This window comes from Bacillus sp. YH3-2-B2 (assembly GCF_053663335.1).
Window position 1 is genome coordinate 751,444 of sequence record NZ_JBSJQE010000001.1, and the last position, 18,739, is coordinate 770,182.

The following is an 18,739-nucleotide window of genomic DNA, read 5'->3' on the forward strand; positions in this document are numbered from 1 at the left end:
AGGGAGGAGAGGCGGTTAGGCCGCTTCTCCGGATTGCATGATTCAAGTCACCCGTTTAAACGGCCAGCCTTTTACGCTGAATGCGCTGTTTATCGAACAGATTGAGTGCTTCCCCGACACGACGATTACACTGTCCAACGGCAAAAAGTTCGTAGTGAAAGAACCGGAAGAAGCAGTTCTCAAAAAAGTCATATCGTTTTACCATAGCATACAAATATTTTCACTGGATCAGGGAATAGAGGAAGAAGAATGAAGAAAAAATTAGTCATCATTTTGCTGATTATTTTAATTGTCATCGCCGGCCTCGGAACGGCAGCATATTTTGTCGTCAGCGGACACTCCGGCAAAGATAAAAAGCCGACAATTGACGAAGTCGTTGCAGCCACTGTGTCTGTCGACGATATCACGACAAACTTAAAGTCTGACAGCATCATCCGTATCGGCATCAAGCTTGAAACCGACTCGGCTAAAGCGAAGGAAGAACTTGAAAAACGCGATTTTCAGGTGAAAGACAACATCATTTCCATTTTAGCTGACACAAGCGCCGGAGAGATTGAGGGAGATAAAGGAAGAGAAGCGTTTAAACAATCATTAAAAGAGAAAGTAAACAGCTATCTCCAAGAAGGAAAAGTTCAGAAAGTGTACATTACCTCCTTTAATCTGCAATAAAAACAAATTTGACAGAATACGGAGGTGAAGAAAATGTCAGGAGAAGTTCTCTCCCAAAATGAAATAGACGCACTGCTTTCCGCCATTTCCACGGGTGAGGCGGATGCGGAAGAGCTGAAAAAGGAAGTTAAAGAGAAAAAAGTAAAGGTATATGATTTTAAACGGGCTCTCAGATTCTCGAAAGATCAGATACGCAGTTTAACCCGGATACATGATAACTTTGCGAGGCTTCTCACAACACACTTTTCCGCCAAGCTCAGAACGTATATTCATATATCCGTCAGCTCAGTTGACCAGGTGCCGTATGAAGAATTTATCCGTTCCATACCGAACATGACGATTTTAAATTTATTCGATGTTCATCCGATGGAAGGCAGAATCATGATGGAGGTTAATCCCACCATCGCATACGCAATGCTGGACCGCGTCATGGGAGGCATCGGCATCACTCATAACAAAGCTGACAGCCTTACGGAAATTGAAACGAATATTATTTCTAACTTATTTGAAAATGCACTGGGCAACTACAAAGAAGCTTGGCAATCAATTGCTGATATTGACCCTGAAATGACTGAATTTGAAGTGAATCCTCAGTTTGTACAGATGGTTTCCCCAAATGAAACAGTCGTTGTCATTTCTCTCAATACACAGATAGGTGAAATCAGCGGTGTCATTAATCTTTGTATTCCCCATGTCGTACTTGAGCCGATTATCCCTAAGCTTTCCGTACATTATTGGATGCAATCAGACCGGAATGAAGCGAAGCCCGAAGAAACGAAGCTGCTTGAAAAGCGCATCATGACGGCTCAAATTCCCGTTGTGGCTCTCTTGGGCGCTTCTGAACTGACAATAGAAGAATTTTTAAGTTTGGAAGTCGGGGACTGTATAACTCTGGACAAATCAGTGACTGATCCTCTTACTGTATTGGTCGGAAACAAACCGAAGTTTTTAGGGCAGGCCGGCCGGGTGAATCGAAGACAGGCAGTGCAAATTTTAGATCACGACATAAGAGGTGAACAAGATGAACAATAGATTATCTCAAGATGAAATCGATGCTCTTCTTAACGGCACAAGCAGTCAGTCAGAGGATACAGAACAGCCTCAAGGGGCGAACTTGTCTGAACTTGAGCGCGATGCGATCGGAGAAATCGGGAATATTTCGTTCGGCAGCTCGGCTACGGCGCTGTCCACTCTTTTAAATCAAAAAGTGGACATTACGACGCCGAGTGTGACCGTCATTTCAAAAAGCAAAATCAGTGATGAATTTCCTCATCCGTATGTTGCCATTGAAGTGAACTACACAGAAGGCTTTGACGGCAGCAATTTGCTCGTCGTCGAACAAAGCGACGCGGCCATCATCGCGGATTTGATGATCGGCGGAGACGGCCGGGGCGCCGATCCGTCACTCGGTGAAATCCACCTGAGCGCCGTGCAGGAAGCAATGAATCAAATGATGGGCTCGGCTGCTACGTCAATGTCGACCGTATTCAGTAAAAAGATTGACATTTCTCCGCCAAGGGTTGAACTTCTGGATGTGACGGAAGAAAAAGGGACCGACAGAATACCTGAGGATGACCTGCTCGTAAAAGTGTCATTCCGTCTGAAGGTCGGTGAATTAATCGATTCGAGCATCATGCAGCTTTATCCGATTACGTTTGCGAAAGATCTGATCGCAGAACTGATGACTGCAGACCAGCAAGAGTCAGAGGCCGCAGAAACCGTCTCAGAACCACAGGAAACATACGAAACGCCGCAGCCGGAACCTGCCATGCAGCCGGAGCCGCAGGCAAAACCCGAGCTTCCGAAGAGACAGGGAACCGCAAAAAAAGCTGCGCCTGTTCAAGTCGCTCCGGTAGAATTCCAGGCGTTTGATCATAACGAAGCCGCACAAGGATCAAGGAATAACCTTGATATGCTGATGGATATTCCGCTTTCCGTTACGGTTGAGCTCGGCAGAACGAAGAGAAGCGTCAAAGAAATCCTTGAACTTTCTGCGGGAAGCATTATTGAGCTTGACAAGCTGGCTGGTGAACCTGTTGACATCCTGGTCAACCAGCGGATCGTGGCAAAGGGCGAGGTCGTTGTCATAGAAGAAAACTTCGGCGTGAGAGTCACTGATATTTTAAGTCAGGCAGACCGCCTTAACAATTTAAAATAAGCGAACATAGAGGAGAGAAACAGATTATGGCACACAGAATTTTAATTGTAGACGATGCAGCATTTATGAGAATGATGATCAAGGATATTTTAGTGAAGAACGGTTTTGACGTTGTAGCTGAAGCTTCAGACGGAGCGCAGGCAGTCGAAAAATTCAAAGAGCATTCCCCCGACCTAGTGACCATGGATATTACAATGCCTGAAATGGACGGGATTACAGCTCTAAAGGAAATTAAACAGATCGATCCGCAGGCGAAAATCATCATGTGTTCGGCTATGGGCCAGCAGTCAATGGTTATTGACGCGATTCAGGCCGGCGCAAAAGACTTTATCGTGAAACCGTTCCAAGCGGACCGCGTGCTTGAAGCCATTAATAAAACATTAAGCTAAAGGGTGTACGACTGTTGAAAAAGAGTCATGGTTTACTAGCTTTGATTTGTTGTTTCGTTTTACTCAATGTACATCCGTTCCCTGCTTTTGCGGCGGAGTCTGACAATTCCACCGTCAACGAATGGTTTGACAAACAATCAACAAACAAAACAGAGAAAAAAAGCGATACATCGAAACAAACGGCTGATCAAGAGATAGGGGATGCTTCTGCATCTTCTGTCTCCGCTTTTGATTTTGTAAAGATGATCGGGGCGTTATTATTCGTCATTCTGCTGATCTATGGATTTGTCAAACTGATGAATAGAAGAAACCGTCTGCTGAAGCCGTTTCAATATGTAGAAAATATCGGCGGAACGTCAGTCGGCCAAAATCGTTCCGTGCAGCTGATTAAAGTGGGAAACAGCGTTCTCGTAGTCGGTGTGGGCGAAACGATACAGCTTTTAAAAGAAATTGAAGATGAAAAAGAGCGCGAGGCGATTCTGAGCCAATACGAAGAGTCGATGTCTTCAAAAGTGGAATGGACCAAGCTCGTAAATCCGCGTAAGGATGGAGAAAAAAAGCCGCAAACGATGCTTCCGTCGTTTTCAAAAGCGCTGAAAGAACAGCTGAACGAGCTGAAACAAAGCCGTTCTGAAGGAAAGAAGAAAGGCCCTTATCATCATGAATGAATTCGTTAATCTTTTTAATTCAAGCAGTCCGACCGAAGTCAGCTCCACTGTTAAATTACTGCTGCTTTTGACTGTCTTTTCAGTAGCGCCGGGGATTCTGATTTTGATGACCTGCTTTACGAGAATCGTCATCGTTCTGTCTTTTGTGAGAACCTCACTGGCGACGCAGAACATGCCTCCGAACCAGGTTTTAATCGGCCTTGCGCTGTTCTTGACGTTTTTTATTATGGCGCCGACTTTTTCAGAGATTAATAAGGAAGCCTTAACGCCGCTGATGGACAACAAAATCAGTCTCGATGAAGCATATACAAAAGCCGAGAAGCCGATTAAAGAGTATATGAGCAAGCATACAAGACAGAAGGATCTGGCGCTGTTTATGAACTATGCCAAAATGAAAAAACCTGAATCGATTCAGGATATTCCTTTGACGACGATGGTCCCCGCTTATGCGATATCAGAACTCAAAACCGCTTTTCAAATGGGCTTTATGATTTTTATTCCGTTTTTAATTATCGATATGGTCGTGGCGAGCGTCTTAATGTCAATGGGAATGATGATGCTTCCGCCGGTTATGATCTCTCTGCCCTTTAAAATATTGCTTTTCGTTTTGGTCGATGGATGGTATTTAATCGTGAAATCTTTGCTTGACAGCTTTTAGGGTAGGTGCTAATTGTGAGTTCAGAATTTGTAATTTCCATGGCGGAAAAAGCCGTATATGTAACACTAATGATCAGCGGGCCGCTGCTTGCGATCGCGCTGATCGTCGGTTTGCTCGTCAGTATCTTTCAAGCGACAACTCAAATCCAGGAACAGACGCTAGCGTTCATTCCGAAAATCGTGGCGGTGATGCTTGGACTGATCTTTTTCGGTCCTTGGATGCTGTCGACGATTCTTTCGTTCACAACTGATCTGTTCTCTCATCTGAACCGATTTGCAGGGTAGAATCAAATGAATTCCATCATTGATTTATTTCCCGCTTTTTTATTGGTCTTTATCAGAATCTCTGCTTTTTTTGTAACGGTGCCGGTGTTCGGACATCGGAATCTGCCGGCGGTTCACCGGATCGGCTTTGCTTTTTTTCTTTCGGTGATCTGCTTCAGCACGCTGAAACATGCGCCGGAAATAGAAATAGGGGAACAGTATATGCTGCTTGTCATAAAAGAGGCCGTTGTGGGCTTGAGCCTCGGGCTGATTGCTTTCATGATGATGACAGCCATTCAGATAGCGGGTTCCTTTATTGATTTTCAGATGGGCTTTTCCATCGCCAATGTCATTGATCCGCAATCAGGAACGCAAAGCCCGCTGATCGGACAATTCGTTTATACGCTTGCGCTGTTATTTATGCTCAGCGTAAACGCCCATTATCTTTTATTGGACGGGATTTATTACAGCTTTCAGTATATCCCGCTTGATCAGGCATTTCCGTCGTTTGGAAATGATCACTTTGGACTTTTTATCGCAAAAAGCTTCAATGCCATGTTCATTATCGCTTTTCAAATGTCTGCGCCGGTTGTGGCCAGTCTGTTTTTAGTTGATTTGGCGCTCGGTATTGTGGCGAGAACGGTGCCGCAGCTGAATGTTTTCGTTGTCGGGCTTCCTCTGAAAATAGCCGTAAGCTTTATTATGCTGATCGTTTGTATGGCGGTGATGTTTGTCGTCGTCCGCAACATCTTCAGCCTTACCGTTGAAACCATGCGGAATCTATTGGCATTGGTCGGTGTGACATGATGAGACTCAGACTGAATCTGCAATTCTTTGCCGGTGAAAAAACGGAGAAAGCCACTCCGAAAAAACGGAAGGATACAAGAAAGAAAGGACAGGTCGCGAAAAGTACGGATGTGAATACAGCCGTTTCTTTACTGATTATCTTTCTTTCGCTGATCGCGCTCGGTCCTTATATGCGGGACAGGCTGCTGTCCTTTATTAAAACGTTTTATACGAAATCGATATCATTACATCTGTCAGCATCTTCCGTGCATGAACTGTTCGTCGATACGGTGAAAGATATCAGCCTCATCCTCGCGCCGATTATGCTGGTCGCGCTTGTGGCAGGTGTCGTGAGCAATTATATGCAGGTGGGTTTTCTGTTTTCTGCGGAAGTCCTCAAGCCTGACTTGAATAAGCTCAGCCCGCTGAAAGGATTTAAGCGGATTTACAGCATGAGGGCGATTGTTGAACTGGTCAAATCCATTTTGAAGATTACTGTGGTCGGTTTTGCCGCCTTTATGGTGCTCTGGCTGCATTATGGCGATATTCTCCGCCTTCCGCTTTTAACGCCTGCGGAAGTGCTCACTTTCGTTTCTAAGCTCACGCTTTGGATGGGGCTTGCGGGATCAGGGGCTCTAATGCTGCTGGCCGGGCTTGATTACTTATATCAGCGTTTTGACTATGAGAAAAATATCAGAATGTCAAAGCAGGATATAAAAGATGAATACAAAAAATCGGAGGGTGATCCGATTATCAAGTCTAAAATTAAGCAGAAGCAGCGGGAAATGGCGATGAGGCGGATGATGCAGGAAGTGCCGAAAGCGGATGTCATCATTACCAACCCGACCCATTATGCGATTGCTTTAAAATATGATGAAAAGAAAATGGACGCCCCTTACATTGTTGCCAAAGGGGTCGACCATCTCGCATTAAAAATCAGGCAGATCGCCAAAGAACACGATGTCATGACGATTGAAAACAGGCCGCTCGCGCGTGCGTTATATGATCAGGTTGACATTGACCAGGCTGTGCCGGAAGAGTTTTTCAAAGTCATTGCGGAAATTTTGGCTTATGTATATAAAACGAAACAAAAAGTATAGTGAATTTCAGATTCAAAAGGAGAGAAAAACAGCATGTCAACAAGAGATTTATCGGTTTTAATAAGTGTTGTCCTCATTGTGGCAATGCTGGTGATTCCATTCCCTCCATGGTTGTTAAGTATTTTGATCATCATTAATATCTCTCTTGCGTTGATCGTGCTTCTCACCACAATGAATATGCAAGAACCGCTGCAATTCTCGATATTCCCGTCATTGCTGCTGTTATTGACGCTGTTTCGGCTTGCGCTCAATGTGTCGACGACACGTTCGATTCTTTCTCACGGAGAAGGGGGAAAGGTAGTTGAGACATTCGGGAATTTCGTTGTCGGCGGAAATGTGCTGGTAGGGCTTGTTGTTTTCATTATCTTGATTATTATTCAGTTTATCGTCATTACAAAAGGCGCCGAGCGGGTATCGGAAGTGGCGGCGAGATTTACGCTCGATGCGATGCCCGGAAAGCAAATGAGTATTGACGCGGATTTAAATGCCGGCATGATTACGGAGCAGGATGCAAAGCACAGACGTGAAAAAGTCGCCCGGGAAGCGGATTTTTACGGCGCCATGGACGGTGCGAGCAAATTCGTCAAAGGGGATGCCATCGCGGGGATCATCATCGTGATGATCAATATTATTTTCGGAATCGTAATCGGCATGCTGCAGCAGGGGATGAGCATACAAGAAGCTGCGTCTCACTTTACAATGCTGACGGTCGGTGACGGTATCGTTTCTCAAATGCCGGCCTTGCTCATTTCAACGGCTACGGGGATTGTCGTGACGAGAGCGGCCTCTGAAGGAAACCTCGGTCACGATATTACAGGCCAGCTGTTTGCTTATCCGAAGCTCTTGTATGTAGCCGCGGGAACTGTACTTTTGCTCGGTCTGCTTACACCGATCGGCATTCTGCTGACGGGGCCGATCGCTGGTCTGCTTGCATTCGGCGCTTATATGCTGTCCAAAGCGGATAAGCCGAGCGAAGAAGAGGAAGAAATTCTTGAAGAAGAGGCTCAGGCGGATGAACTGAAAAGCCCGGAAAGCGTTGTGCAGCTTTTACATATTGATCCGATTGAATTTGAGTTCGGATACGGACTCGTGCCGCTTGCAGACGCGGGGCAGGGCGGTGATCTTCTTGACCGCATCGTCATGATCAGACGTCAGCTTGCGCTTGAATTGGGACTTGTCATTCCGGTTGTGCGCATCAGGGATAATATCGCGCTCCAGCCGAATGAATACAGATTGAAAATTAAAGGCAATGAAGTCGCTAAAGGAGAGCTCCTGCTAGATCATTACTTAGCGATGTCACCGACGCCTGAAGATGACGTCATTGAAGGCATTGAAACGATTGAACCGTCGTTCGGACTTCCCGCAAAATGGATCAGCGAAGCTGCAAAAGATGAAGCGGACATGCTGGGGTATACAGTTGTTGATCCGGCGTCAGTCGTATCTACGCATATTACAGAAAAAATTAAGCAGCATGCTCATGAACTGGTCGGCAGACAGGAAACAAAGCAGCTGATCGATCATCTGAAGGAAAATTATCCTGTGCTTGTTGAGGAAGTCACGCCAAACCCTCTTTCTGTCGGCGATATTCAAAAGGTGCTTGCCAAATTGCTGAGAGAAAAAGTTTCAATCAGAAACTTGGTGACCATTTTTGAAACTCTTGCCGATTACGGAAGATTAACGACAGATTCAGACCTTTTGACAGAATACGCGAGACAGTCGCTTGCCAAACAAATCACGGCACAATATGCGAGAGAGCATGAAACGCTGAAGGTCATCACATGCTCAGGCCGGGTGGAAAAAGCGATTGCAGACGGGGTTCAGCAGACTGAACAGGGCAATTACCTGTCACTCGACCCTGAGGTTTCAGACAGCATCATCCGTTCTGTCGCTAAAGAGGCCGAGCAGCTTTCCATCCGACAGGAGTCGGCGATTCTTCTTTGCTCGCCTGCTGTCAGAATGTATGTAAAACAGCTGTTAGAACGGTATTTCCCTGATCTTCCGGTTCTTTCTTATAATGAGCTGGAAGCAAATGTTGAAGTACAGAGCATTGGAGTGGTGGATATTTAATGAAAATAAAAAAATTTACAGCCGCTTCAATGCAGGATGCCGCGAAGCAAATCAAAAAGGAACTCGGCAATGATGCCGTTATTTTACATTCCAAACAAGTAAAGAAACGAAAATGGCTGGGGCTGCGGTCGCAGCAGGCCGTCGAAGTGATAGCGGTTTTAGATCGTGACGTCAGGGAAGCGAGAAAAACGCCGCCGGCTGCCGCTGGAGAAATGAAAAAGACGGAAACGGCGGAGAAAGCTGAGCCTGTTCAGCCGCCGCGTCTTCCGGATCAAAGTATTTCCGGCGAACTGGCGCATTTGAAAGAAGTGCTCCCTGAACCATTAAAAAAAGCCGAGAGACTATTGAAGCAAGCCGGGCTTCCTGATCATACGCAAAAAGCCGTACTCAGTGAATTGCTCAGTTCTTCAATTGTTTCCGGAGATTTAACTGAAGATAATGTCAGCTCAAAACTGCAGGATTTGTTAGTGAAAAAACTCCCTTCGGCAGACAGGTGGCAGGAAGGGATTCAATCAAAATACGTCGTGCTTTTCGGTTCAACCGGGGCCGGCAAAACGACTACACTTGCGAAACTCGCGGCCTCATCAATGCTGACAGAGCATAAAAAAATTGCCTTTATGACGACGGATACTTACCGGATTGCCGCGGTCGAGCAGCTGAAGACATATGCGGAGCTGCTTCAGGCTCCTCTTGAAGTATGCTATTCAAAGGAAGAATGCCTGAAGGCACTGGAAAAATTCGCTGAATATGACCATGTTTTCATTGATACAGCCGGCAGAAACTTTAAAGAAGAGCAGTATATTACGGAATTACAAGAGATGATTCCGTTTGAATCAGGATTACAATCCTTTCTCGTATTATCGGCATCTGCAAAATATGAAGATATGAAACAGGTGCTGAAACAGTTTTCCGGTGTGCCGGTCAATCAATTCATTTTCACGAAAACGGATGAAACCGCCTCACTCGGCTCCGTGTTTCAAGTGCTGTCGGAATCAAGAATCGGCGCCGCCTATTTGACAAATGGACAGGATGTGCCTGAAGATATCCTATCGGCTTCACCAAAAGAGTTTGTAAGGATGCTTTTGGCATGAAACCCGATCAGGCAGAGTCATTAAGAAGGAAAATGAGAGAGCGGCAAATGATCAAGCCGGAGCTTTATGAGAAAAAAGCGAAGACATTAGCCGTCATCAGCGGTAAAGGCGGCGTCGGAAAATCTAATTTAACATTAAACATGGCAGTTGCCCTGCAGGAAAAAGGAAAAAAAGCACTCATCATTGATCTTGACATCGGAATGGGCAACATTGATGTGCTGATCGGCGCTGCTTCTTCCCGCACCATTATTGATGTGATGGAGAATCGGCATGCATTAGCTCAATCACTTTCCTCCGGTCCGAAAGGCCTTCGCTACATATCCGGAGGAACGGGGCTTGAGGCGATCTATCAAGCAGACAGAGAGAAGTGGTCGGCTTTTATGAATGGTCTTTCCGCTGTATTAAGCGATTTTGATTACGTTCTGTTTGATATGGGAGCGGGACTTTCAAAAGAACAGCTGCCGTTTATTTTATCGGCGGAAGACATTCTCGCCGTGACAACGCCTGAGCCGACGGCCATTATGGATGCCTACAGCGCGATCAAACATCTTTTGCTCGCGGATGAACGGCTGACCGTAAACATTGCCGTCAATCGCGCCCGCGCCCAAAAACAGGCGCTGGACACGTACAACCGCCTTTCTCATGCGATTCACACGTTTTTAGGCGCGGAGGTGCGTTTCGCCGGCTCCATACCCGATGATCCGCTAGTAAGTCAAGCCGTCATTGACCAGGTGCCTTTTTTAATAAAAAGTCCTCACGCAAAAGCCAGCAGGTCCGTCCGTCTTCTGACGGATGTCTTGTTTCAAACGGAAGAAAACAAACCAAGAGAAGAGAAACCGGCATTTATTGAGAGATTATCTTCTTTTTTATTGAGGAGGACTTTACAGTGATTCGTGTGCTTGTCGTTGATGACTCAGCTTTTATGAGAAAGATGATTACCGATTTTCTGGCTGCGGAAGTGCAGATAGAAGTCATCGGGACAGCCAGAAACGGGGAAGAGGCGCTGAAGAAAATAGAGCTTCTCAAACCGGATGTTGTCACGCTTGATATTGAAATGCCGGTCATGAACGGAACGGATACATTACGGAAGATCATCAGCATATATAAACTTCCCGTCATCATGGTATCGAGCCAGACACAACAAGGGAAGGACCGAACGATCAACTGCCTGGAAATGGGCGCTTTTGATTTTATCACTAAGCCTTCCGGATCGATTTCACTTGATCTTTATAAAATTAAAGAGCAGCTGATTGAGAGAGTGATTGCAGCCGGGCTGTCCCGCGCACAAAAACCTGAGGCGGCAGTGAAAGAGCCTTCTATCCCGGAACGTCCGGCTTTGGCGGGATTTGAAAGACCGAAAGCAAAATCCGCCAAGCAGGCCGTATTCATCGCGACCTCTACAGGCGGACCGCGTGCCCTGCAAAAGGTGATTCCGAAACTGCCGAAGAATTTAAAGGCGCCTGTATTTGTCGTTCAGCACATGCCGGAAGGCTTCACCGCTTCACTTGCAGACAGACTCAACCATTTGTCAGATATTCAGGTCAAAGAAGCGGAAAACGGTGAAGAAGCGAAAGACGGATGGGTGTACATCGCGCCCGGCGGAAAAAATATGACGGTTGCAGAGGAAGGCGGAAGGCTCCGCATCATTCTTGACGTTCATGATACGGAAAGCCGGCATAAACCGTCAGCCGATTATTTGTTTCGGTCGGCAAGCCGCTTATCCGATTACGAAAAGGTAGCCGTCATTATGACAGGCATGGGCAGCGACGGAACCGAAGGCGTAAAAGAAATGCTCAGAACAGGCGGCGTTAAAACGATTGCGGAATCGGACGAATCCTGTGTTGTGTTCGGAATGCCGAAGTCAGCGATAAAGGCGGGCCTCATTCATGAGATTAAACATGTGGAAGATATCGCGGCATCCATCACCGGATGTGTGAAAAAAGAGAGGGTGTGAATCAATTGGATATGAATCAATATTTAGATGTCTTTATTGATGAAAGTAAAGAGCACTTACAGACATGTAACGAAAAGCTGCTGCTGTTGGAAAAAGATCCGGCAGACCTTCAGCTTGTGCATGACATCTTCAGAGCTGCCCATACGCTGAAAGGCATGAGCGCAACGATGGGATATACAGATCTGGCGCATTTAACCCACCTGATGGAAAATGTGCTGGACGCCATCCGCAACGGAGAAATGCCCGTTACATCGGATTGGCTGGATGTGCTGTTTGAAGCGCTTGATCATCTTGAAGAGATGGTGCAGTCCATTATTGACGGAGGAGACGGCAAACGTGATATTTCTGAAGTAAGTGCGAAGCTCGACGTAAATGCGGTGCATGAGACTGCGGCTTCAGCCGAAACAGCAGAACCGCCGGCTTCAAAACAGCAGACTTCAACTGAATGGAATTATGATGAGTTCGAACGGACTGTTATTGAAGAGGCGGAAGAGCAAGGATTCAGCCGCTATGAAATAACGGTTTCCCTGAATGAAAGCTGCATGCTCAAAGCCGTGCGCGTGTACATGATATTTGAAAAGCTGAATGAAGCCGGGGAAGTCGCAAAAACGATACCCGCCGCGGAAGTACTTGAGACGGAAGATTTCGGAACGGATTTTCAGGTGTGTTTCTTGACAAAGCAGCCTGCTGAAGAAATTAAAGAACTCATCAGCGGCATTTCAGAAGTGGAGAAAGTCGAAATTTCTGCCGGTGCGCCGTTAAAAACGGGCGAAAAACCGCAAGCGGCTGAACCGGTGAAGGAAACTCCGGTTAAAAAGGCTGAAAAAACGCCGAAGCCGCAAGCGAAAACGGAAGAACAGCCGAAGCATCACAGCGGCTCGAAAACGATTCGTGTCAACATTGAAAGACTGGATTCTTCAATGAATCTTTTTGAAGAACTTGTCATTGACCGCGGACGTCTTGAGCAGATCGCCAAAGAGCTTGACCACAATGAGCTGACTGAAACCGTTGAACGCCTGACCAGAATTTCGGGCGACCTTCAGTCTATTATTCTTAATATGCGGATGGTGCCGGTAGAAACCGTCTTTAACCGTTTCCCGAGAATGATCCGCCAGCTTCAAAAGGAATTAAACAAGAAAATCGAATTGTCCATCATCGGAGCTGAAACGGAGCTGGACCGCACGGTGATTGATGAAATCGGCGATCCGCTTGTGCATTTAATCAGAAACAGCATCGATCACGGCATTGAATCGCCTGAAGTGCGGGTGAATAAAGGAAAACCGGAATCGGGTCATGTCGTGCTTAAGGCATATCACAGCGGCAATCATGTCTTTATTGAGGTTGAAGATGACGGGGCCGGCCTGAACAGAAAGAAAATTCTTGAAAAAGCGCTCGAGCGGAGTGTAATCACCGAACGTGATGCTGAAACGCTTGAAGATAATGAGATTTACGAGCTTATTTTTGCTCCTGGCTTCTCGACCGCCGATCAAATTTCTGACATTTCAGGGCGGGGCGTCGGCCTGGATGTCGTAAAAAATAAACTCGAATCACTCGGCGGCTCTGTCAGTGTCAAATCCGCGGAAGGCCAAGGTTCTCTTTTCAGTATCCAGCTTCCGCTGACACTTTCAATTATATCCGTTCTTCTCATTAAACTGGAAGAAGAGACGTTTGCGATACCGATTTCTTCTATTATAGAGACGGCTGTTATTGATAAGAAAGATATCCTGCAGACGCATGACAGAGAAGTGATTGATTTCAGAGGCCAAATCGTTCCGATCGTCTATCTGAAAAAAGAATTCGGCATTACGGATTCAAAACAGGATGCCGATCAGTTCCATGTAATCGTCGTGAAAAAGGGCGATAAATCCACTGCTTTTGTCGTGGACTCTTTTATCGGACAGCAGGAAGTCGTACTGAAATCACTTGGCGACTATTTGACGAACGTCTTTGCGATTTCCGGCGCTACGATTCTCGGAAACGGAGAAGTGGCGCTGATTATTGATTGCAATGCGCTGATCTACTAAAACGACACGAGGAGGTGCCCGCATGACTGCTGAAATCAAAACAGGTGAAAAAATGATTGTGTTTATGATAAACGGGAAAGAATACGCTATCTCAGTTTCCCAGGTGAAATCAATTGAAAAGTGGCAAAAACCGACGAGGGTCCCGGGTGTGGAATCTTATATCCGCGGCGTTATCAATCTGCGCGGAGTGATTACCCCGGTTCTTGATTTAAGAAAACGTCTGAACCAGCCTGAACAGGACATCACAGAAGAGACACGGATTATCATCATTTCTTACCGTGACGCCGATGTCGGATGGGTCGTGGATGAGGCCAATGACGTCATCACCGTGCATGAAAATGAAATTGAATCCGCGCCTGAAAGCCAGACAAAGGAAACGGATGTGTGGATTAAACAGATCGTCAAGCAAGATAACAGGCTCCTCAATATTATCGATGCGCATGCGGTGCTGGATAAAGGTGCTTCGGCATCTGCGTCCGGAGAGCCGAATGCTTAAAGGGGAAAAGACAACATGAGTAAGTTTGAAGCGATCAAAGAAGAGCAGATGGATATTTTGCGGGAAGTCGGAAATATCGGGGCGGGTCACTCGGCTTCTGCCATGGCTCAGCTGCTGAACAGAAAGATAGACATGGAAGTGCCGTTTGCGACTTTATTGACATTTGATGAGCTCGCTGATTTTTTCGGCGGGGCTGAAACGCCGGTCGCCAGTATCTTTTTAAGAATGGAAGGCGACATGACCGGTTCTATCTTTCTCATCATGCCTTTTGATCAAGCGGAACAGTTTATCAGAGAGCTGATCGGAAATCCGGATTTTGATATTGACCAGTTGGGTGAAGATCATTTGAGTTCTTCTGCTTTACATGAGTTCGGCAATATTTTAGCAGGCTCCTATTTAACGGCATTGGCTGATTTGACAAAGCTTGAGATTTACCCGAGCGTGCCGGAAATCTCACTTGATATGTTCGGCGCGGTTATCAGTGAAGGACTGATGGAGCTCAGCCAAGTCGGAGAGCATGCCATTGTCGTAGATACTTCTATTTTTGACCAGGGCAGCCGGCAGGAGCTCAAAGCCCATATGTTTATGCTCCCGGACTATGATTCTTTTGAAAAGCTCTTCGTCTCATTGGGTGCGGCTTTATGAGCCGTGCGGAAGCCGCAGTCGTTAAAGTGGGGATTGCGGATGTTCAAGTCGCGCGTTACCCGGATAAAATCCGAACCTCGGGACTCGGTTCATGCGTGGGGCTGGTTTTATACGATAAAGACAAACAAACGGCAGGACTCGTTCACGTCATGCTGCCGGACTCCGGTTTATCAAAAACGGCGGAGCTCAACCGTGCAAAATACGCGGACACCGCCGTTAAGATGACAATTGATATGCTTTTGAAAGCCGGCTGCCGCAAGTTTGCCCTGAAAGCAAAACTCGCCGGGGGAGCGGAGATGTTTAAGTTTAAAATGACAAACGACCTGATGAAAATCGGTCCGAGGAATGTAGCGGCTATCAAAGAGCAGCTTTCATTGTATAACATTCCGGTCATCAGTGAAGATACGGGCGGCTCAAGCGGCCGGACGATTGAATTTGAGCCAAAGTCCTGCATGCTGCACATTCGAACTGTTAAACAAGGTGAAACAACGATTTAATAAAGGTATGAGGTAGGGGGATAACAATGCAATCCTTGAATTATGAAGATCAGGTGCTTTGGTCGCGCTGGAAAGAGTGGAAAGATCCTAAAGCCGGTGATGATTTAATGCGCCGTTACATGCCGCTGGTCACATATCATGTCGGCAGAATTTCCGTCGGACTGCCGAAATCGGTGCATAAAGACGATCTAATGAGCCTTGGTATGCTTGGTTTATATGATGCCCTGGAAAAATTTGACCCCGGCCGGGATTTAAAATTTGATACCTATGCCTCGTTTAGAATTCGCGGTGCAATCATCGACGGGCTGCGTAAAGAAGATTGGCTGCCCAGAACTTCACGGGAGAAGACAAAAAAAGTCGAAGCGGCAATCGAAAAACTTGAACAGCGCTACCTTCGGAATGTGACGCCTTCAGAGATCGCAGAAGAGCTGGGGATGACGGAGCAGGACGTAGTATCAACGATGAATGAAGGTTTTTTTGCCAATCTCTTATCAATTGATGAAAAGCTTCACGACCAGGATGACGGTGAGAATATTCAAGTGATGATCAGAGATGACAAAAATGTGCCGCCGGAAGAAAAAATCATGAAGGACGAGCTGATCGCTCAGCTTGCGGGCAAAATTCACGAGCTCTCTGAAAAAGAGCAGCTTGTCGTCAGTTTATTCTATAAAGAAGAACTGACTTTGACCGAAATCGGACAAGTCCTGAACCTTTCGACGTCGCGGATTTCACAGATTCATTCAAAGGCGCTGTTTAAATTAAAGCACCTGCTTGAAAAAGTAATTCAATAATGAACTCATGGTTAGCGAGTGAAAAACATGTCAACACTATTATGGCTTTTAAGCTTTGTGCTTCACGGCGTACTGCTTTATGCCGTCATTATTCTGTACACGAGGTTTTCAGCCCTCAAGGAGACGGAGCGCCAGCAGAAGAAGATTCTTGAAGAGACGGAAAACACTCTTGCAGCGTTTCTGCTTGAGCTGAAAGAAGAAAATGAAAGACTCGAAGACGCAAAAAGCCGGAATGATCAAGCGCCTGACGCAGAAGACGCCGAATCCCGGCCGGAACCGAAAAAAGAGCCTGATATTCCGGACCACATGGAAAAGCTCATCAGTGCAACGGAACGGGCTGAAAGTGATGAAAACAGCGGCGCGCATTCGTTTGAAGAACGTGTTTCAGAATTATATGAACAAGGGCTCACCCCCGCGGAAATCGCCAAACGGGTGCAGAGCGGAAAGACAGAAATCGAGCTGTTTTTAAAATTTCGCGGCAAAGCTGTAAAGGATTCTTGATTGTCGCATAAAGCTGTGTTATATTATGTCTTGGTGTTAAATACACACGCTTAACGATTTATGCAGAGGGTGCTGCAAACGGCAGTTCTGCACAAAAATGACCTAAGCGGAGGAAAAAAACCATTTTATTAGGAGGAAATCACATGTCAGTTATTTCTATGAAACAATTGCTTGAAGCTGGTGTTCACTTCGGCCACCAAACACGCCGCTGGAACCCAAAAATGAAGCGTTACATTTTCACGGAGCGTAACGGAATCTACATCATTGACCTTCAAAAAACAGTGAAAAAAGTAGAGGAAGCTTACAACTTCACGAAAAACCTTGCTGCTGAAGGCGGAAAAATCCTTTTCGTCGGCACAAAAAAACAAGCTCAGGATTCTGTTAAAGAAGAAGCTGTACGCTCTGGCATGTACTATGTCAACCAACGCTGGTTGGGCGGTACACTGACAAACTTCGAAACAATCCAAAAACGCATTAAGCGTCTGAAAGACATCGAGAAAATGCAAGAAAACGGTACATTTGAAGTACTTCCGAAAAAAGAAGTTGTTCAATTGAAAAAAGAATTAGAGCGTCTTGAAAAATTCCTCGGCGGAATTAAAGACATGAAGGATCTTCCTGATGCATTATTCATCATCGATCCTCGCAAAGAGCGCATCGCTGTTGCGGAAGCTCGCAAATTGAACATTCCTATCATCGGAATCGTAGATACAAACTGTGATCCTGATGAAATTGATGTCGTAATCCCTGCAAACGATGACGCAATCCGCGCTGTCAAACTTCTTACTTCTAAAATGGCAGATGCTATTCTTGAAGCGAAGCAAGGCGAAGAAGAAGCGGAAGCTGCTGAAGAGACTGCACCTGAAACAGAAACGACAACTGCGTAACCTAATCAAAAGGTGATAAGAGGGACTGCCTTTTATCACCTTTTTTCAAGAAAAATGTATCTATACATATCTTGTTTACACATATAAGGAGGAATTCAAATGGCTATTACTGCACAGCAGGTAAAAGAACTGCGTCAAAAAACAGGCGCTGGTATGATGGACTGTAAAAAAGCATTGACTGAAACTGACGGAGATATGGACAAAGCAATCGACCTTCTGAGAGAAAAAGGAATTGCGAAAGCGGCTAAAAAAGCTGACCGTATCGCTGCTGAAGGTTCTACTCTTATTAAAACTGACGGCAACAAAGGCGTTATCTTAGAAGTAAACTCTGAAACTGATTTCGTTGCGAAAAACGAAGGCTTCAAAGAGCTTCTGAACACGCTTGCTGATCACCTTCTTGCAAACGCTCCTGCTGATCTTGAAGAAGCGATGGGTCAAAAGATGGAAAACGGTTCTACTGTTGAAGAATACATCACAAGCAACGTTGCTAAAATCGGAGAGAAAATCACTCTTCGCCGTTTTGCTGTTCTTACAAAAGAAGACAGCGAAGCGTTCGGTGCTTACCTTCACATGGGAGGCCGCATCGGCGTATTATCCGTTCTTAGCGGAACAACTGACGAAGATCTTGCAAAAGACATCGCGATGCATGTTGCAGCGGTAAATCCTCGTTATATTTCCCGCGACCAAGTGTCTGAAGAAGAAGCAAACCATGAGCGTCAGATCCTGACTCAGCAAGCTCTTCAAGAAGGCAAACCGGAAAACATCGTAGCTAAAATGGTTGAAGGCCGTCTGAACAAATTCTTCGAAGAAATTTGCTTATTAGACCAAGCTTTCGTTAAAAACCCAGACGAAAAAGTGAAACAAGTTGTGGCTGCGAAAAACGCATCTGTTAAAACTTACGTCCGCTACGAAGTTGGAGAAGGTATTGAAAAACGCCAAGAAAACTTTGCTGAAGAAGTTATGAACCAAGTGAAAAAATAATGGCGGAAAGCCTTGGCGAATCTTTCGCGGCTTTTCAGGCAGTATAGGGGACACTACTTGTGTTCCCTATTTTTAAAACTATATTTACAAACCTTTTTTTCTCTTGCATAATAGGAA

At 45.8% G+C, this 18,739-nt stretch carries 22 protein-coding genes; all 22 read left to right on the forward strand.

What is annotated here, in order from left to right:
- Positions 1-37: 37 nt before the first annotated feature.
- Complete coding sequence (locus tag ACWJJX_RS03780; protein WP_003154243.1) at positions 38-253, forward strand: flagellar FlbD family protein; 216 nt, start codon at positions 38-40, stop codon at positions 251-253.
- On the forward strand, positions 250-669 hold the full coding sequence (gene fliL / locus ACWJJX_RS03785) for a flagellar basal body-associated protein FliL (protein WP_003154241.1): 420 nt from the start codon (positions 250-252) through the stop codon (positions 667-669). Before ACWJJX_RS03780 ends, fliL begins: the two co-directional genes overlap by 4 nt.
- A 33-nt stretch (positions 670-702) precedes the next feature.
- Positions 703-1,701 (forward strand): flagellar motor switch protein FliM, encoded by a 999-nt coding sequence (gene fliM, locus ACWJJX_RS03790; protein ID WP_003154240.1) that lies wholly within the window; start codon positions 703-705, stop codon positions 1,699-1,701.
- Complete coding sequence (gene fliY / locus ACWJJX_RS03795; protein WP_031379118.1) at positions 1,691-2,827, forward strand: flagellar motor switch phosphatase FliY; 1,137 nt, start codon at positions 1,691-1,693, stop codon at positions 2,825-2,827. The genes fliM and fliY overlap by 11 nt, the downstream gene beginning before the upstream one ends.
- A gap of 26 nt (positions 2,828-2,853) precedes the next feature.
- On the forward strand, positions 2,854-3,216 hold the full coding sequence (cheY, locus tag ACWJJX_RS03800) for a chemotaxis protein CheY (RefSeq protein ID WP_003154238.1): 363 nt from the start codon (positions 2,854-2,856) through the stop codon (positions 3,214-3,216).
- Positions 3,217-3,230: 14 nt separating this feature from the next.
- The gene (gene fliZ / locus ACWJJX_RS03805) at positions 3,231-3,884 is read left to right on the forward strand and encodes a flagella biosynthesis regulatory protein FliZ (protein ID WP_003154237.1); all 654 of its coding nucleotides are present in this window, start codon (positions 3,231-3,233) and stop codon (positions 3,882-3,884) included.
- Positions 3,877-4,542 (forward strand): flagellar type III secretion system pore protein FliP, encoded by a 666-nt coding sequence (fliP, locus tag ACWJJX_RS03810; protein ID WP_003154235.1) that lies wholly within the window; start codon positions 3,877-3,879, stop codon positions 4,540-4,542. Before fliZ ends, fliP begins: the two co-directional genes overlap by 8 nt.
- A gap of 14 nt (positions 4,543-4,556) precedes the next feature.
- Positions 4,557-4,826, forward strand: coding sequence for a flagellar biosynthesis protein FliQ (gene fliQ, locus ACWJJX_RS03815; RefSeq protein ID WP_003154234.1), 270 nt, complete (start codon positions 4,557-4,559; stop codon positions 4,824-4,826).
- A 6-nt stretch (positions 4,827-4,832) separates the two neighbouring features.
- A complete protein-coding gene (gene fliR / locus ACWJJX_RS03820; RefSeq protein ID WP_003154233.1) occupies positions 4,833-5,612 on the forward strand; it encodes a flagellar biosynthetic protein FliR in 780 nt (259 codons plus the stop codon).
- Positions 5,612-6,691, forward strand: a complete 1,080-nt coding sequence (flhB, locus tag ACWJJX_RS03825) for a flagellar biosynthesis protein FlhB (RefSeq protein WP_003154232.1) — start codon at positions 5,612-5,614, stop codon at positions 6,689-6,691. The genes fliR and flhB overlap by 1 nt, the downstream gene beginning before the upstream one ends.
- Before the next feature lie 33 nt (positions 6,692-6,724).
- Entirely contained in the window at positions 6,725-8,758 is a 2,034-nt protein-coding gene (gene flhA / locus ACWJJX_RS03830) for a flagellar biosynthesis protein FlhA (RefSeq protein WP_003154231.1), read from the forward strand.
- Positions 8,758-9,849: a flagellar biosynthesis protein FlhF gene (gene flhF / locus ACWJJX_RS03835; protein WP_229154052.1), complete on the forward strand. Its 1,092-nt coding sequence runs from the start codon at positions 8,758-8,760 to the stop codon at positions 9,847-9,849. Before flhA ends, flhF begins: the two co-directional genes overlap by 1 nt.
- Positions 9,846-10,739, forward strand: a complete 894-nt coding sequence (locus ACWJJX_RS03840; protein ID WP_077722199.1) for a MinD/ParA family protein — start codon at positions 9,846-9,848, stop codon at positions 10,737-10,739. The genes flhF and ACWJJX_RS03840 overlap by 4 nt, the downstream gene beginning before the upstream one ends.
- Positions 10,736-11,803: a protein-glutamate methylesterase/protein-glutamine glutaminase gene (locus ACWJJX_RS03845; RefSeq protein WP_416406317.1), complete on the forward strand. Its 1,068-nt coding sequence runs from the start codon at positions 10,736-10,738 to the stop codon at positions 11,801-11,803. Before ACWJJX_RS03840 ends, ACWJJX_RS03845 begins: the two co-directional genes overlap by 4 nt.
- Before the next feature lie 5 nt (positions 11,804-11,808).
- On the forward strand, positions 11,809-13,827 hold the full coding sequence (gene cheA, locus ACWJJX_RS03850; RefSeq protein WP_326363311.1) for a chemotaxis protein CheA: 2,019 nt from the start codon (positions 11,809-11,811) through the stop codon (positions 13,825-13,827).
- 22 nt (positions 13,828-13,849) lie between these two features.
- Positions 13,850-14,323: a chemotaxis protein CheW gene (gene cheW, locus ACWJJX_RS03855; RefSeq protein WP_003154225.1), complete on the forward strand. Its 474-nt coding sequence runs from the start codon at positions 13,850-13,852 to the stop codon at positions 14,321-14,323.
- Positions 14,324-14,338: 15 nt separating this feature from the next.
- A complete protein-coding gene (cheC, locus tag ACWJJX_RS03860) occupies positions 14,339-14,968 on the forward strand; it encodes a CheY-P phosphatase CheC (RefSeq protein ID WP_014417781.1) in 630 nt (209 codons plus the stop codon).
- Positions 14,965-15,465, forward strand: coding sequence for a chemoreceptor glutamine deamidase CheD (cheD, locus tag ACWJJX_RS03865; protein WP_003154219.1), 501 nt, complete (start codon positions 14,965-14,967; stop codon positions 15,463-15,465). The genes cheC and cheD overlap by 4 nt, the downstream gene beginning before the upstream one ends.
- 26 nt (positions 15,466-15,491) lie before the next feature.
- The gene (sigD, locus tag ACWJJX_RS03870; protein WP_003154217.1) at positions 15,492-16,256 is read left to right on the forward strand and encodes an RNA polymerase sigma-28 factor SigD; all 765 of its coding nucleotides are present in this window, start codon (positions 15,492-15,494) and stop codon (positions 16,254-16,256) included.
- 27 nt (positions 16,257-16,283) lie between these two features.
- Positions 16,284-16,757: a DUF6115 domain-containing protein gene (locus ACWJJX_RS03875; RefSeq protein WP_070081826.1), complete on the forward strand. Its 474-nt coding sequence runs from the start codon at positions 16,284-16,286 to the stop codon at positions 16,755-16,757.
- 143 nt (positions 16,758-16,900) lie between these two features.
- Positions 16,901-17,641: a 30S ribosomal protein S2 gene (gene rpsB / locus ACWJJX_RS03880; RefSeq protein ID WP_003154215.1), complete on the forward strand. Its 741-nt coding sequence runs from the start codon at positions 16,901-16,903 to the stop codon at positions 17,639-17,641.
- A gap of 99 nt (positions 17,642-17,740) precedes the next feature.
- Positions 17,741-18,622 (forward strand): translation elongation factor Ts, encoded by an 882-nt coding sequence (gene tsf / locus ACWJJX_RS03885; protein ID WP_003154214.1) that lies wholly within the window; start codon positions 17,741-17,743, stop codon positions 18,620-18,622.
- Positions 18,623-18,739 lie beyond the last annotated feature (117 nt).

Coding starts and splice junctions, on each gene's coding strand:
- cheY (WP_003154238.1), top strand. CDS start 2,854: ATGGCACACAGAATTTTAATTGTAGACGATGCAGCATTTATGAGAATG.
- cheW (WP_003154225.1), top strand. CDS start 13,850: ATGACTGCTGAAATCAAAACAGGTGAAAAAATGATTGTGTTTATGATA.
- fliY (WP_031379118.1), top strand. CDS start 1,691: ATGAACAATAGATTATCTCAAGATGAAATCGATGCTCTTCTTAACGGC.
- ACWJJX_RS03840 (WP_077722199.1), top strand. CDS start 9,846: ATGAAACCCGATCAGGCAGAGTCATTAAGAAGGAAAATGAGAGAGCGG.
- fliM (WP_003154240.1), top strand. CDS start 703: ATGTCAGGAGAAGTTCTCTCCCAAAATGAAATAGACGCACTGCTTTCC.
- ACWJJX_RS03780 (WP_003154243.1), top strand. CDS start 38: ATGATTCAAGTCACCCGTTTAAACGGCCAGCCTTTTACGCTGAATGCG.
- cheD (WP_003154219.1), top strand. CDS start 14,965: ATGAGCCGTGCGGAAGCCGCAGTCGTTAAAGTGGGGATTGCGGATGTT.
- rpsB (WP_003154215.1), top strand. CDS start 16,901: ATGTCAGTTATTTCTATGAAACAATTGCTTGAAGCTGGTGTTCACTTC.
- tsf (WP_003154214.1), top strand. CDS start 17,741: ATGGCTATTACTGCACAGCAGGTAAAAGAACTGCGTCAAAAAACAGGC.
- ACWJJX_RS03875 (WP_070081826.1), top strand. CDS start 16,284: ATGTCAACACTATTATGGCTTTTAAGCTTTGTGCTTCACGGCGTACTG.
- sigD (WP_003154217.1), top strand. CDS start 15,492: ATGCAATCCTTGAATTATGAAGATCAGGTGCTTTGGTCGCGCTGGAAA.
- flhB (WP_003154232.1), top strand. CDS start 5,612: ATGAGACTCAGACTGAATCTGCAATTCTTTGCCGGTGAAAAAACGGAG.
- cheC (WP_014417781.1), top strand. CDS start 14,339: ATGAGTAAGTTTGAAGCGATCAAAGAAGAGCAGATGGATATTTTGCGG.
- fliR (WP_003154233.1), top strand. CDS start 4,833: ATGAATTCCATCATTGATTTATTTCCCGCTTTTTTATTGGTCTTTATC.
- flhF (WP_229154052.1), top strand. CDS start 8,758: ATGAAAATAAAAAAATTTACAGCCGCTTCAATGCAGGATGCCGCGAAG.
- flhA (WP_003154231.1), top strand. CDS start 6,725: ATGTCAACAAGAGATTTATCGGTTTTAATAAGTGTTGTCCTCATTGTG.
- fliL (WP_003154241.1), top strand. CDS start 250: ATGAAGAAAAAATTAGTCATCATTTTGCTGATTATTTTAATTGTCATC.
- fliP (WP_003154235.1), top strand. CDS start 3,877: ATGAATGAATTCGTTAATCTTTTTAATTCAAGCAGTCCGACCGAAGTC.